This is a genomic window from Pseudomonas sp. S44 (assembly GCF_016624805.1).
GTDB lineage: Bacteria > Pseudomonadota > Gammaproteobacteria > Pseudomonadales > Pseudomonadaceae > Aquipseudomonas > Aquipseudomonas machongensis.
Map to the genome: position 1 here is coordinate 1 of NZ_JACVTY010000011.1, position 14,858 is coordinate 14,858.

Sequence of the window (14,858 nt, forward strand, 5' to 3'; positions counted from 1 at the left end):
GGGGGGGGCTTATCAAGGTCAAATCCTGTAAGCTCCAGTGTATTTCCCGCCCACCCCCAAAGGACTACCTCAGGACTCGGCACGATGCTTGAACTTCTCCCCGCCACCCCATTGGAATGGCTCCCCATCCTGCTGGCCATCGCCGCCGCCTACATCGTCTTCGGCATCGCCGGCTTCGGTACCGCCTTGGTGGCCGGCCCGGTACTGATCCACTTCATGCCGTTGTCGCGGATCATCCCCCTGCTGGTGCTGCTGGACTTCGTCGCCGCCTTCGGCAACCTGCTGCCCTCGCGCCGCGATGTGGTTCGCGGCGAACTGCTGCGTTTGCTGCCGTGCATGGCAGTGGGTTGTACCTTGGGCGTGGTGTTCCTGCTGCACCTGAAATCCGACCTGCTGCTGTTGCTGATGGGCCTGTTCGTTACCGCCTATGCTATCTACAGCCTGGCGGTGAAGGTGCGGCCGGCGAAGCTGTCCGGGCTGTGGGCGGTGCCGATGGGCACGATTGGCGGGCTGTTCGGGGCACTGTTCGGCAGCGGTGGCTTCCTCTATGCGATCTACCTGAGCGCCCGGCTGGAGGTGAAGGAGCAGGTACGCGCTACCCAGAGCGCGCTGATCAGTTGCAGCACCCTGGTGCGCCTGTCGCTGTTCCTGATCGCCGGGGTCTATGCCGACGCCAGCCTGTTGATGCTGGCAGCCTGCCTGCTGCCGGTGATGTTCGCAGGGCTCTGGGTCGGCAGGCGCCTGAGCCTGAAACTATCCCGCGAAGCCTTCGTGCGGCTGGTCACCTGGCTGGTGCTGGCCAGCGGGGTGGCGCTGATCGGTCGCTACCTGAGCGGCTGAGCAGGGCGTAGAATTACGCGATTACCGCAGTTTTCAGGCCCGCCCCGTTCATGAACACCCAGAGCATCATCGTCCCCAAGCAGTCCACCGTTCCGGTTCACGAGGCCCGTGCCAGGGCGATCCTGCGCTGGCTGGTGCGCGAGAAGATCGTCGAGGAGCAACTGAGCACCTGCGGGCGCACCGGCAATCGCATGGGGCATGCCCTGGCCCAAGGCGCGCGCAAGGTGGCGCTGCATCCCGAGAAACTGCCCTTCGGCGAGCCGGTCAACGGCCTGGAGGTGATGCTCAAGCGCTGCATCTATACCCCCACCGACGGTTTTCGCGAGGAAGCGGGGTGCCCTGAGTGTCGGCGTGAGGTCGGCGAGCCGCTGTTCGAAAGCCTGGAAGAGTGGATGCCCGGCGTCAGTGACAACTTCACCTGCCCCCTGTGCGGCTTCGAGGACGACATCAACGGCTTTCTTTATCTGCAACCCTGTGCCTTTTCCAACCTGGGGTTCATCTTCAACAACTGGGGCGAGGCCGGGTTTACCCAGGCGTTCCTCGACAGTTTCGCCGACTGGCTGGATCAGCCGGTCGCCGTGGTGCAGGTGAAGGTGGCCTGAGCGGCAGGAACTGGACCGAAGGCCCCTTTTTTGCATTGAGCGGCGCGCCATGGATGAGTATAATGGCGCGCTTCCATTTTTCCCGCCCGGGAGCCCCCGCGATGCTGCGTATCAGCCAAGAAGCCCTGACCTTCGACGATATCCTCCTTGTACCTGGTTACTCCGAGGTACTGCCCAATGAAGTCAGTCTCAAGACCCGTTTGACCCGTGGCATCGAGCTGAACATTCCACTGGTCTCCGCCGCCATGGATACCGTGACCGAAGCGCGCCTGGCCATCGCCATGGCTCAGGAAGGCGGCATCGGCATCATCCACAAGAACATGACCATCGAACAGCAGGCCGGCGAAGTACGCAAGGTCAAGAAGTTCGAGGCTGGCGTGGTCAAGGATCCGATCACCATCGATGCCGACGCCACCGTGCGCGACCTGTTCGACCTGACCCGCCTGAACAACATCTCGGGTGTTCCGGTGCTGGAAAACGGTGACCTGGTCGGTATCGTCACTTCCCGCGACGTGCGTTTCGAGACGCGTCTGGAAGCCAAGGTACGCGACGTGATGACTCCCAAGGAGCGTCTGGTCACCGTCCGTGAAGGCGCCGACAAGAACGAAGTCCGCGAGCTGCTGCACAAGCACCGCCTGGAAAAAGTCCTGATCGTCGACGACAAGTTCGCGCTCAAGGGCATGATGACCGTCAAGGACATCGAAAAAGCCAAGGCCTACCCACTGGCCAGCAAGGACGACCAGGGTCGCCTGCGCGTCGGCGCTGCAGTCGGCACCGGCAAGGACACCGGCGAGCGCGTAGCCGCCCTGGTTGCCGCTGGTGTTGACGTGGTGGTGGTCGACACCGCCCACGGCCACTCCAAAGGCGTGATCGACCGCGTTCGCTGGGTCAAGGAGAACTACCCGCAGGTGCAGGTGATCGGCGGCAACATCGCTACCGGTGCCGCCGCCAAGGCCCTGGCCGAGGCCGGCGCCGATGCTGTCAAGGTCGGCATCGGCCCAGGCTCGATCTGCACCACCCGTATCGTCGCCGGTGTCGGCGTGCCGCAGATCAGCGCCATCGCCAACGTCGCCGCAGCATTGGAAGGCACGGGTGTGCCACTGATCGCCGACGGCGGTATCCGTTTCTCCGGTGACCTGTCCAAGGCCATCGTTGCCGGCGCTTCGTGCGTGATGATGGGCTCGATGTTCGCCGGTACCGAAGAAGCCCCGGGTGAAGTCGAGCTGTTCCAGGGCCGTTCGTACAAGGCTTACCGCGGCATGGGTTCGCTGGGTGCCATGGCACAGGCGCAGGGTTCTTCGGACCGCTACTTCCAGGACTCCTCGGCCGGTGCCGAGAAGCTGGTTCCGGAAGGTATCGAAGGCCGCGTCCCTTACAAGGGTGCCCTGGCCGCGATCATCCACCAGCTGATGGGCGGGCTGCGTTCCTCCATGGGCTACACCGGCAGCGCGACCATCGAAGAGATGCGCACCAAGCCGGAGTTCGTGCGCATCACCGGTGCCGGCATGGCCGAGTCCCACGTGCACGACGTGCAGATCACCAAGGAAGCCCCTAACTACCGCGTAGGCTGAGGCTTCAGCAACAACCGAGAGCGGGGCTGTCACGAACAGCCCCGCGTCGTTTCCGATTTCCACTGACGAGATTGAGTCATGGCCCTCGACATTCACGCTCACCGAATCCTGATCCTCGATTTCGGTTCCCAGTACACCCAGCTGATCGCCCGCCGCGTGCGCGAGATCGGTGTCTACTGCGAACTGCACCCGTTCGATATGGACGATGAAGCGATCCGCGCCTTCAACCCGCGCGGCATCATCCTGGCCGGTGGCCCCGAGTCGGTCCACGAAGCCAACAGCCCGCGTGCGCCGCAGGCCGTGTTCGACCTTAACGTACCGCTGCTGGGCATCTGCTACGGCATGCAGACCATGGCCGAGCAACTGGGCGGCAAGGTCGAAGGTTCCGAGCTGCGCGAGTTCGGCTACGCCCGCGTCGACGTGGTCGGCAAGAGCCGCCTGCTCGACGGCATCGAAGATCATATCGACGCTGACGGCGTGCTGGGCCTGGACGTGTGGATGAGCCACGGCGACAAGGTCACCCAGATGCCGGGCGACTTCCACGTGCTGGCCAGCACCCCGAGCTGCCCGATCGCCGGCATGTTCGACGATGCCCGCGGCTACTACGGCGTGCAGTTCCACCCGGAAGTGACCCACACCAAGCAGGGCGGTCGCATCCTCTCGCGCTTCATCCAGGACATCTGCGGCTGCGAAGCCCTGTGGACCCCATCGAACATCGTCGAAGACGCCATCGCCCAGGTGCGTGAGCAAGTCGGTTCGGCCAACGTCCTGCTGGGCCTGTCTGGCGGCGTCGACAGCTCGGTGGTTGCCGCGCTGCTGCACCGCGCCATCGGCGATCAGCTGACCTGCGTATTCGTCGACAACGGCCTGCTGCGTCTGCACGAAGGCGACCAGGTGATGGCCATGTTCAAGGAGAACATGGGCGTCAAGGTGATCCGTGCCGATGCCGAAGCACAGTTCCTCGGCAACCTGGAAGGCGAAGCCGATCCGGAGAAGAAGCGCAAGATCATCGGCCGCACCTTCATCGACGTATTCGATGCCGAAGCCAGCAAGCTCGAGAACATCCAGTTCCTCGCCCAAGGCACCATCTACCCGGACGTGATCGAGTCGGCTGGCGCCAAGAGCGGCAAGGCCCACGTGATCAAGTCGCACCACAACGTCGGTGGCCTGCCGGAGGAAATGAACCTCAAGCTGGTCGAGCCGCTGCGTGAACTGTTCAAGGACGAAGTGCGCAAGATCGGCCTGGAACTGGGCCTGCCGTACGACATGGTCTACCGCCACCCATTCCCGGGCCCAGGCCTGGGCGTGCGCATCCTCGGTGAAGTGAAGAAAGAGTACGCCGACCTCCTGCGTCGCGCCGACCACATCTTCATCGAAGAACTGCGCAAGGCCGACTGGTACCACAAGACCAGCCAGGCGTTCGTGGTGTTCCAGCCGGTCAAATCGGTCGGCGTGGTCGGCGATGGCCGTCGCTACGCCTGGGTCGTGGCGCTGCGCGCCGTCGAGACCGTGGACTTCATGACCGCACGCTGGGCGCACCTGCCGTACGAGCTGCTGGAGACTGTGAGCGGTCGTATCATCAACGAGATCGAAGGCATCTCGCGGGTGACCTACGACGTGTCGAGCAAGCCGCCGGCGACGATCGAGTGGGAATGATCCCGCGCGAATACAACCCGCGTTAAATGCACAGAAGCCCGCGTAATAGCGGGCTTCTGTACTTAAGGCCTCTGACCGTAACGGCCTCGCATCAGATCCAGACGTAGCGCAGCCCTCTGTTGGTCAGGGCGGTACGCAGTTCCTGCAGGTCGCGCAGACGACGGCCGCTGATCCAGGGCCAGTTCGGCTTGTCGATGTAGAAACGGGATCCTTCCTCCAGGATCGGCGTGTATTGCAATTGTCCGCTGTTGCTGCGATGGATCAGTTGCAACACGTTGTCCTGGCTATCGATGGTAAAGCTGCCGATGTTGCGCAATGTCTGCTCGAAGTTCCTGCCCGCAGGCTCGGGTTGGCGAACAGGTACCTGCAGGCGCAGGTCGCTTTTTACCCGCCGAACCGAAAGATCATCCTGCACCACGGTGAGCCCTGGGTCATTGCCGATCCCACCTGGCTGGTCGAGGGCAATGTCTTCCACACGCATGCCCGTCACGCCCTCGAGTTCGCTCATCCCCGGCACCTGCTCGAAAGTATTGGCGTGCGAATTGCCGACCAGTGCGACCCATTTGCTGGCTGCGCGCCCTTGATCCGCGGCGATGACCTCGTGGGCATAGAAGTTCATCATCTGCTGGCGGATCACCGGTGAAGGTGCTTGAGCCCATGCTTGCCGGTAGCTCGCCATGCAATCGATGGACTGCAGGCGAATGCCATTTCTCTGGGCTTCGAGCAGCAGGTTCTCGAAGGTATATCGCTCAAACCCGTGCAGGCGAAAACCCAGGTCCAGGCTGCGCACATAGGTTTTCAACGTCGCGGGCATCTCGCCGCTGCGGTTGAACAGGTCGAGGTCGGTCTGCTGGAAGTCGGTCATGAAGTGTTCCAGGTAAAGCACCTTCACCTTTTCCCGCTTCAGCAGCGCCATGTTGTCGATCAGGAATTTCTTGCTGCCGACCTGTGAGTGGGCTTCGCCGATGACCATGCCTTGGCTGTTCTCGAAAACACCACGGATGATTTGCTTGGGCGTCGCCTCGCGTGCCAGTTCGGGCAGTTTGGGACGCGGTGGGGTCTGCACCGAGGCGAGGTATCCCTTTGCATCGGCGGCCAGGCGATCCCTGGTTTCCCGAAATACACCGTTCGCCCTTTCGATTTCCGGGTCAGGGTTGAACATCGTACCGTTCAGCACGCGCTCGTCACCGGGGCTGTTCGCCGAGCTCTCGAGCCTGGGACGCATGTCGGCTGGTATGTCGTAGGCGGAGGTTGGAAGGGGTTCGGGCATCGATGGGGATGTCACCCTTCCCCAGAGCTTGAGAAGTTTGCGCGGCATCATCCCGCCCTTCAGGCCCGGTCGCTCCAATGGCTGCCATAGCCCCTGGTCATCCATGGCGATGGGGATGTTGCGGTAGAAGGAGTAGGGGTTTTGCGGATCGATCACGACCCAGCCGCGCATCTCGTTCACATAGCGGACCTGATACGGCTCGTCGTCGATCAGTACATAGAAATTGCCATGTTGAAGATAGATGCCGGGTTGACCACCGCTGCCTTCAGGGGCGCTCAGTATGATGTTGGTTTCATAGGGCTCGAGCATCACCCGCTTCTCGGCTGGCCTGAAGGATTCCGGCACCCAGGCCTGGACATCCTCGACCGTTGCAGTTTCGAGTTCTTCAACCGGTTCTGTTTCAGCAGACGGCTCCGGCTGTACTGCCGGCTCCGTTCCGCTTGCTGCCTCGGCCTCACCCGCCAACTCGCTCACAGACTCGATTTTGCCGGCGGCACTGTGCAGCATGGTGGCGTTGAAGAGTGTATCGATGGCCGCAAATATTGCCCCTTTGACCCCAGCCTGACGTTCCCCTGTGGTATGGCCGTTGACCGCTTGATCGATGTTCAGCCCCATGTCGGCGATACCCGCCCCCACTGCGGCCAACGCGATCGGCCAGTCAATCGCCGCTATGGGCCCGAACACCTTGGCGAATGCCGCCAGGTAGCCGATCCACATCTGTTTGCGCAGGTCGCCATTGGAGCGCAGGGCAAAGTGCGCGTCGTCGTTCATGCGTTGCCGTGCACTGTCACGCAGATGGCTGAACGCATCACCGGCGATGGTGCGATCGACCTGGTTGAGGCAGTGATGATCATCCCCACCCCAGTTGTAGAACAGCAGGTCGATCATGTGGTTGAGACCGACCGAATCACCGGACTGGTCATTGGCCGATAGCGGGAAGTGGCTCATGAAACGCGTGCGGTTGTCGGCGTGATTGGTGTTGTTCAGTACCCACCAGTACAAGTCCTTGCGGGTGGCAAACAGGTGCAGCGCCTCCTCGTCACCTGGGGTATAGAGCAGTTGCTGGCCATCTTCCATTTCGATGCGCAGCCAGTCGCTCGCGATGTAGCCTGCGATATCGAACGTACAGACGCGATAGCCGCTTTCGGCAACGTTGGATTGGCGTAACTGGGTGAGTTTCGGAGTCTGCACGCCCAGCCCGGTGATGGCCTTGGCCACGCGTCGGGCACGGACCGCCAGTTCGCTGGTGGGGTCGGCCGCACAGGTTTCGATCACCTTGCTCAGGAAGTTGACCTTCGCCAGTAGACGGTAGTCATCTGCATGGTCGCGCCAGAAAGTCGCCAATTTTTCCTGGAACAGGGTGCTGAAGTCGATGTCCCAGAAATCCTCCAGTACATCCTGTGGCTGCAGCGCGATCTCGTTGTGCTCGTCATAGACCGCCTGTCCCGGACCGTCGCAGTAGAAGCCGCTCAGGTAGCCGAGCAGGTCACTGTTGTCCTGGTCATGGACATCGAAACGGTGCATCACCAATTGCGGCAGGGTGAACGACTGGTATGGCGCATCATGGTGCTCCCAGCCGCTGAAGGTTCTCGGGCTGCTCTGGGCGGCCTCGAAGCGGTTGAGGTGCACGTGATCGGGGTCCAGATCGGGGTGGCCGTGCTTGCGCAGGATTGATGCCGCAGTATCGCGGGCCATCTGGCGCATGTCGGGGCAGGCTGCGACCAGGGACTCGGCGAGATCGCGCAGTTCCTGCTCGGCGTGGGGCATCAACAGTTGCAAACCCATGGGTGTCGACTCGTGGCTGAATGGGGTTGCAAGCGTGGCCGAGCGCGGGTGGTGCCCCGCGGTATCTATTTCAGCTTGTGCGCTGATGGGCCACAGGAGGCCAAGGCCTACCGCCGCGCTATATCCGAAAGGTAGAACTTGAAGAGGTGTCGGCGGCATTGGGTGGGGCAGGAAATCTCCAGTCGCAGCAGCGCGTCGCATTGACCCGCGTGCGCGTGCAGTTGCTGGATCCGGCGCGGCTGGACGAGGGCGCGCTGAAGGCGACCGGGGTCCCCGGGGTCATGGTGCTGGTGGGTGGGGTCGTGCACCTGCTGGTGGGGGTTATGTAGCCTGTTCCGGCCCTATCGCGGGACCAGTCGCAGCGGCGAACCGCCGCTCCCACAGGCGCAAGATCATGGTGCCTCTGAGCTGCCCCCAAAGGTTGGATTGGTGTCCAACTTCTTGGGGGCAGTCCATTCTGTGGGAGCGGGCTGGTCCCGCGATGAGGCCGGCACAGGCGTGCCCAGCTCCGTCATTCTTTTGTAATGACCGGGTCATGCCCCGGTTTCCCCTGGCTTCGTACAGTGAGCTCACTCCCGTACGCATCCAGAGGAAACCGCCATGAAACTCCGCTCGCTCGTCCTTGCCCTGTCACTCACCGGCGCGGCCTTCGCCGCCACCTCCACCTGGGCCGCCGATAGCGCGCCGCAGGAAGTGAAGAACATCGTGCTGGTTCACGGCCTGTTCGCCGATGCGTCCAGCTGGGCCAAGGTGATTCCGTTGCTGCAAGCCAAAGGCCTGCACGTGACCGCAGTCCAGAACCCGACCACCTCGCTCGACGACGACGTCGCAGCTGTCAACCGGGCGCTGGCCCAGCAGGACGGCCCGGTGATCCTGGTCGGTCACTCCTACGGCGGCATGGTCATCAGCCAGGCCGGTGATTCGGAAAAGGTCAAAGGTCTGGTCTACATCGCCGCCCGTGCTCCGGAAGCGGGCGAAGACTACCCGGCGCTGACCAAGCGCTTCCCGGCAGCGCCGGCGGGGGCTGGCCTGCAGTGGTCCGCCGACGGTTACGGCATGCTCAGCGAAAATGCCTTCGTCAACGATTTCGCCGGCGACCTGCCCAAGGCCGAGGCCGAAACCTACTACGCCGTCCAGCAGCCCATCGGTGTTGGCATCAAGACCGCCAAGACCACCGTCGCGGCATGGAAAGACAAGCCCACCTGGTACGCCGTCTCGACCCAGGACCGTACCATCAACACCGAGCAGCAGCGTTTCATGGCCAAGCGCATGAACGCCCACACCGTCGAGCTCGATGCCAGCCACGTCTCGCTGATTTCCCAGCCGCAAGCGGTGGCCAAGCTGATCCTGCAAGCCGCGCATGTTCCAGGCAACTGAGCCAGCCCGGCCTGGCACCACGCTATACTTCGTCGGTGCCGGCAGGCGGGTTGGAGACGCGGGTCAGTGAAAATCCTTATCATCGAAGACGAAGCCAAGACCGCCGACTACCTGGCCGGTGGCCTGGGCGAGGCCGGCTACAGTGTCGATCATGCCGACAATGGTATCGACGGCCTGCACATGGCCCGCGAGACACCCTACGACCTGATCCTGCTCGACGTGATGCTGCCCGGGCTCGATGGCTGGGCCGTGATGCAAAAACTGCGCGCACAGACCCGTACCCCCGTGTTGTTCCTCAGCGCCCGTGGCACGCTCGAAGATCGGCTGCGTGGCCTTGAGCTTGGCGCTGATGAATACCTGGTCAAGCCATTCTCCTTCGCCGAACTGCTGGCGCGCATCCGCATCATCCTGCGCCGCGGCCAGGCGCAGCCGGATGAAGAGATCCTCAGCCTGGGTGACCTGCGCCTGGACCTGGGCAAGCACCGCTGCGAACGCGCAGGTATGCGCATCGACCTGACCAGCAAGGAGTTCAAGTTGCTGGCGTGTTTTCTCCAGCATCCCGAGCAGGTGCTGTCGCGCACCTTCCTCGCATCGCGGGTGTGGGACATGAATTTCGACAGCGACACCAACGTGGTGGATGTCGCGGTGCGGCGCCTGCGGCAGAAAGTCGACGAACCCTTCGCGGTGCGCCTGATCCATACCGTGCACGGCGTCGGCTATCGCTGCGAGCTCGAGGCATGAGGCGCCTGTCGCTGACCGTGCGCCTGGCGGTGTTGCTGGCAACCTTTTCGTTCGTCGCCCTGGCTCTGCTGGGCGGCGCGCTGTATGTCGCACTCGGGCAGCAACTGGCGCTGCGTGACGACGGCGCGCTGCTGACCCGCGTCGAGCAGATCCGTACCCTGCTGCGTGACATGGACGCCCGCGCGTTGGTGCGTGACAAGCCGCAGCTGTTCGCCAACATGCTGGGCAATACCGAATCCTTGCTGGTCATCCGGCCGGTCGCCGGGGCGCCGCTGCTGGAGGTCAATCCAGGGCGCCGCGAGGTGCCGCAGGTCACGCCTCTGCCTGCGGGGGAAGCACTGGGGCTGGATGCGGTGCAGCGCAGCACCACCGCCGATGGCACGCCCTTCATCTATACCGCAGTACTCAGCGAGCCACCGGGTGGCGGTGCGGCACTGGAAATTCTGTCGGGGCGCTTGCTGACCGAGCGCACCCGCATCCTGCGCGAGTACCGCGACAACATCATCCTGTTCTCGTCGGTGATGGCCGTGCTGGCGGCAGCCCTGGCCTATCTGCTCGCCCGCCGCGGCATGTCGCCACTGCGCCGGTTGGCGCGCCAGACGGCAACCATTGGCGTCGGCACCTTGTCGCAGCGGCTGCAGCGCGACGATGCACCCGCCGAGCTGGATGCCCTGATCGAGCAGTTCAATGCCATGCTGGCGCGGCTCGAACGCGGTTTCGAGCAACTCAAGCAGGTCAGTGCCGACATGGCCCATGATTTGCGCACACCCATCAACAATCTGCTTGGCCAGACTGAAGTCGGCCTCGGTCAGGTGCGTGAGCCGCATTACTACCAGCGCCTGCTGGGCTCGCACTTCGAGGAGTTGCAACGGCTGTCGCGGATGATCGACAACATGCTGTTCCTGGCCCGCGCCGAGCATGCCGACCACCCTATCGATCGCACCGGGCTGGAGTTGGCCCAGGAGTTGGGGCGTCTGTGCGACTACTTCGAAGACCTCGCCTGCGAGCGCGACGTACGGCTGGCGTGGCATGGCGAAGGCTCGGTGTGGGCCGACGCCGCGTTGCTGCGCCGGGCGCTGGCCAACCTGTTGGCCAATGCGGTGCGCTTTGGCGAACCGGGCAGTGTCATCGAAGTGACCGCCGGTGAGCAGGGCGATGAGGTGTTGATCCGGGTGCGCAACCGTGGGCAGGCAATCGCCCCTGAGCACCTGGAAAGCGTGTTCGAACGTTTCTACAGGGTCGATGCCTCGCGCCAGCATTCGTCACAGTCCAGCGGGCTGGGTCTGTCGATCGTGCGCTCGATCATGCAATTGCACCAGGGACGCTGCTGGGCCGAAAGCAGCGAGGGGGCGACCTGTTTCACCCTCGCGTTCCCGCGCGTCAGCCACGATAGGCCACCCAGCCCTTGAAGGTCCCGCTGAAGCCGGCCTCGTGCAGCAGCGCGACAACAGTTCACTTAATCTTTCTCAATTGCAGGTGTATCGTATTCGCCCTTCATTGCCAGCGGTGCTGGCAGCTTGATTGCGCAAAACGAGGTACCTGCACGTATGTCCTTTACCCGTCGACAAATGCTCAAGGGCCTGACCGGCCTCGTCGTGGTTGGCCTGGGCGCCGGAGGCGCGGCTCGCTACTGGCTGGGCAAGGTCGAGGACGACAATGCCGGGCACGACTACGAGCTGATCGCGGCGCCCCTGGATGTCGAGCTGGTTCCCGGTTTCAAGACCGAAGCCTGGGCTTTCGGGCCCTCGGCACCCGGCACCGAGTTGCGGGTGCGCCAGGGCACCTGGTTGCGGGTACGCTTCATCAATCACCTGCCGGTTGAAACCACCATCCACTGGCATGGCATCCGCCTGCCGCTGGAAATGGACGGTGTACCCTACGTGTCGCAATTGCCGGTCAAGCCGGGTGAGTTCTTCGACTACAAGTTCCGCGTGCCCGATGCCGGCAGTTACTGGTACCACCCACATGTCAGCAGCTCCGAGGAGTTGGGGCGGGGCCTGGTCGGGCCGCTGATCGTCGAGGAGCGCGAGCCGACCGGCTTCAGGCATGAACGCACCCTGAGCCTGAAGACCTGGCACGTGGACGAGCAGGGCGAATTCATGCCGTTCAGCGTGCCTCGCGAGGCCGCGCGCAATGGCACCGCTGGGCGCTTGATCACCATCAATGGCCAGGCCGAGGCGGTCACCGAGTTGCCCGCCGGCCAAGTGGTGCGTGTGCGGCTGCTCAACCTGGACAACACCTGGACCTACCGCATCAACCTCAAGGGCAACTGCGAGGCGATGATCTATGCGCTCGACGGCAACCCGGTGACCCCGAGGCCGCTCGAGGACGACTACTGGCTTGGCCCCGGCATGCGCATCTGCCTGGCCATCCGAATTCCCGAGGCCGGCGAGGAAATTTCCCTGCGCGACGGCTTCGTGCGCCTGGGCACCCTGCGTTCGGTCGCCAGCAGCGAGGCGCCGAGCGACTGGCCCAAGGCGCTGCCGCCGAACCCGGTCGCCGAGCCGGACCTGGAGAAGGCCGAGAAGCTGAACTTCAATTTCGAATGGGCGGGCCAGGTTTCGGTGAACACCGAAAACGGCAAGCCACCGAGTCTGTGGCAGATCAACGGCCAGGCCTGGGACATCACCGACAAGACCTGTGCCGACCGGCCGATTGCCACGCTGAAAAAGGGCAACAGCTATATCTTCGAGCTGAAGAACATGACCCAGTACCAGCACCCTATCCACCTGCACGGCATGAGTTTCAAGGTGATCGCCTCCAATCGCCGCAAGATCACCGAGCCTTGGTTCACCGACACCTACCTGTTGGGCAAGAACGAGCGTGCCCAGGTGGCCCTGGTAGCGGATAACCCGGGCACCTGGATGTTCCACTGCCATGTGATCGACCACATGGAAACCGGCCTGATGGCCGCGATCGCGGTGGTCTGATGCGTCCGCGGATCATCGATCGCAGCGGCGATCAGGCATTCATGCAGTTGGCCCTGGAACTGGCGGCTGAAGGCGCCTTGCTGGGGGAGGTGCCGGTAGGTGCGGTGCTGGTGCAGCAGGGGCAGGTGATCGGCCGTGGCTTCAACCGACCGATCACCGACAATGACCCCAGCGCCCACGCCGAAATGGTCGCCATTCGCGATGCAGCCAAGGCTGTCAGCAACTATCGGCTGCCGGGCAGCACCCTGTATGTGACCCTCGAGCCCTGCAGCATGTGTGCGGGCCTGATCGTCCATTCGCGGATAGAGCGGGTGGTGTATGGGGCGCTGGAGCCCAAGGCGGGGGTGGTGCAGAGCCAGGGACAGTTCTTCACCCAGGGCTTTTTGAATCATCGGGTGTTGGTGGAGGGGGGCGTGCTGGCGCAGGAGTGCGGGCAGATTCTCAGCGACTTCTTCAAGGCGCGCCGGGCCAAGTCCTGACTTGCCCGCCAAGAGGCCGCTGCAGGGTTACATCGGCGGTGATTGCTCCGCCGGCTTGTCTTTGTTGACCGCAGGCACATGCAGGTTGCCCTCGGCCACCTGTCCCTCGAGCTGCGGCTGGGTCACCCAGGTGAGGATGTCGTAGTAGCGGCGGATGTTGGCCACGAAGTGCACAGGCTCGCCGCCGCGGGCGTAGCCGTACTTGGTCTTGCTGTACCACTGCTTCTGCGACAGGCGTGGCAGCATCTTCTTCACGTCCAGCCACTTGTTCGGGTTCAGGCCTTCGCGCTTGGCGAGGGTACGGGCGTCTTCCAGATGGCCGCTGCCGACGTTGTAGGCGGCCAGGGCGAACCAGGTGCGGTCCGGCTCCTGGATGCTGTCGTCGAGCTGCTCCTTGATGAGCATGAAGTATTTCGCCCCACCCATGATGCTTTGCCTGGGGTCCAGCCGGTTGGACACGCCCATGGCCTGGGCGGTGCGCTGGGTCAGCATCATCAGGCCGCGTACGCCGGTCTTCGATGTCACCTCGGGCTGCCACATCGATTCCTGGTAACCGATCGCCGCCAGCAGCCGCCAGTCGACCTGCTCGACCTTGGCGTAGCTCTTGAAGTGCTTTTCATACTTGGGCAGGCGCTGCTGCAGGTGCTGGGCGAAGGTGTAGGCACCGACGTAGCCAAGCACGTCGACATGGCCGTAATAACGGTCTTTCAGGCGCTGAAGCGTGCCGTTCTTCTGCGCCTTGTCGAGAAACTCGTTGATCTCGTTGAGCAGGCTGTTGTCTTCGCCGGCTGCCACGGCCCAGCGCTGGTCGCGGGCATCGCCCAGGTCGAAGGCCACGCGCACGTTGGAGAAGTACACCTGGTTCATCGCCAGTTCGTTGGAGTCGACCAGGGTCAGGTCGATCTGGCCTTCGTCGACCATGCGCAATAGGTCGACCACCTCAACAGCGTCGGACTCTTCGTATTCAAGCGTCGGATACTGCTTTTTCAGTTCAGCCAGCTGTTCGGCATGGCTGCTGCCCTTGAGCACCATGATCTTCTTGCCGATCAAATCCTTGGGTTCGGTGGGGCGGGAACGGCCATTGCGGTAGATGACCTGGGGGGTGACTTCGAGATACGGGTGGGAGAACTTCGCCTGGGTGGTGCGTTGCTCGCTGCTGACCAGGCCGGCGGCTGCCAGCACCGGACCGGAAGGCTTGCCCAACTGGTCGAACAGGTCGTCGAGGTTGTCGGCGGTCTCGATCTCCAGCTTGACGCCCAGATCGTCGGCGAAACGTTTGACCAGCTCGTATTCGAAGCCGGTTTCGCCGTTGCGGTCCTGGAAGTAGGTGGCCGGGCTGTTGCGGGTTATGACGCGCAGCACGCCGTCCTCCTTCACGCGCTCGAGGGTGCTGGGTTTTTCAACACAGGCACCGAGCATCAGCAAGAGTCCGGTTGCGAAGAGCCATCTGGCGCAGCGCTGGCGCAAAGCAGTGTGGGCGAACATAGGTTGCAGTATACGCAAAGGACCGCCCGCGCCATATCTCGACAACCGTTAGCTTGTCTGGTAGCGGGTCGTGTGTTTGCGGGGGCTTGCCTTCGGAGGATCGCCCAGTGAAAACCCCTCCG

General features: G+C 63.1%; 11 protein-coding genes and 1 pseudogene. 10 read left to right on the forward strand and 2 right to left on the reverse strand.

Translation table 11 applies throughout. From position 1 onward, the window contains the following. Positions 1-84: 84 nt before the first annotated feature. From IAE40_RS10730 to guaA, 4 genes are all read left to right on the forward strand, one after another. Positions 85-840 carry a sulfite exporter TauE/SafE family protein gene (locus IAE40_RS10730; protein ID WP_054895165.1) on the forward strand — a complete coding sequence of 252 codons (756 nt, stop codon included), beginning with the start codon at positions 85-87 and terminating at the stop codon, positions 838-840. A 50-nt stretch (positions 841-890) separates the two neighbouring features. Beyond that, positions 891-1,442, forward strand: a complete 552-nt coding sequence (locus IAE40_RS10735; RefSeq protein ID WP_054895166.1) for a hypothetical protein — start codon at positions 891-893, stop codon at positions 1,440-1,442. A 101-nt stretch (positions 1,443-1,543) separates the two neighbouring features. After that, on the forward strand, positions 1,544-3,013 hold the full coding sequence (gene guaB, locus IAE40_RS10740; RefSeq protein WP_054895167.1) for an IMP dehydrogenase: 1,470 nt from the start codon (positions 1,544-1,546) through the stop codon (positions 3,011-3,013). Between the two features lie 78 nt (positions 3,014-3,091). Then, positions 3,092-4,669, forward strand: a complete 1,578-nt coding sequence (gene guaA / locus IAE40_RS10745) for a glutamine-hydrolyzing GMP synthase (RefSeq protein ID WP_063543246.1) — start codon at positions 3,092-3,094, stop codon at positions 4,667-4,669. Positions 4,670-4,760: 91 nt separating this feature from the next. Here guaA and IAE40_RS10750 read toward each other — a convergent pair whose 3' ends face one another. Further along, a complete protein-coding gene (locus IAE40_RS10750) occupies positions 4,761-7,724 on the reverse strand; it encodes a membrane-targeted effector domain-containing toxin (RefSeq protein ID WP_200603155.1) in 2,964 nt (987 codons plus the stop codon). Between the two features lie 143 nt (positions 7,725-7,867). Here IAE40_RS10750 and IAE40_RS10755 point away from each other — a divergent pair. The 6 genes and pseudogenes from IAE40_RS10755 to tadA all read left to right on the forward strand — a co-directional run. Continuing rightward, positions 7,868-8,053, forward strand: a pseudogene (locus tag IAE40_RS10755) (PTS transporter subunit EIIB); the annotation flags it as partial. A 364-nt stretch (positions 8,054-8,417) separates the two neighbouring features. Then, on the forward strand, positions 8,418-9,101 hold the full coding sequence (locus IAE40_RS10760; RefSeq protein WP_253781984.1) for an alpha/beta fold hydrolase: 684 nt from the start codon (positions 8,418-8,420) through the stop codon (positions 9,099-9,101). Positions 9,102-9,167: 66 nt separating this feature from the next. Next, the gene (locus IAE40_RS10765) at positions 9,168-9,842 is read left to right on the forward strand and encodes a heavy metal response regulator transcription factor (protein WP_054894706.1); all 675 of its coding nucleotides are present in this window, start codon (positions 9,168-9,170) and stop codon (positions 9,840-9,842) included. Continuing rightward, positions 9,839-11,251 (forward strand): heavy metal sensor histidine kinase, encoded by a 1,413-nt coding sequence (locus IAE40_RS10770; protein WP_200603156.1) that lies wholly within the window; start codon positions 9,839-9,841, stop codon positions 11,249-11,251. Before IAE40_RS10765 ends, IAE40_RS10770 begins: the two co-directional genes overlap by 4 nt. A gap of 138 nt (positions 11,252-11,389) precedes the next feature. Beyond that, positions 11,390-12,772: a multicopper oxidase family protein gene (locus IAE40_RS10775; RefSeq protein WP_200603157.1), complete on the forward strand. Its 1,383-nt coding sequence runs from the start codon at positions 11,390-11,392 to the stop codon at positions 12,770-12,772. Further along, positions 12,772-13,251: a tRNA adenosine(34) deaminase TadA gene (gene tadA, locus IAE40_RS10780; RefSeq protein ID WP_054894702.1), complete on the forward strand. Its 480-nt coding sequence runs from the start codon at positions 12,772-12,774 to the stop codon at positions 13,249-13,251. The genes IAE40_RS10775 and tadA overlap by 1 nt, the downstream gene beginning before the upstream one ends. A 27-nt stretch (positions 13,252-13,278) precedes the next feature. On the opposite strand, the gene mltF is transcribed toward tadA, so the two are convergent. Continuing rightward, on the reverse strand, positions 13,279-14,736 hold the full coding sequence (mltF, locus tag IAE40_RS10785) for a membrane-bound lytic murein transglycosylase MltF (RefSeq protein WP_065863195.1): 1,458 nt from the start codon (positions 14,734-14,736) through the stop codon (positions 13,279-13,281). Between the last annotated feature and the right edge of the window lie 122 nt (positions 14,737-14,858).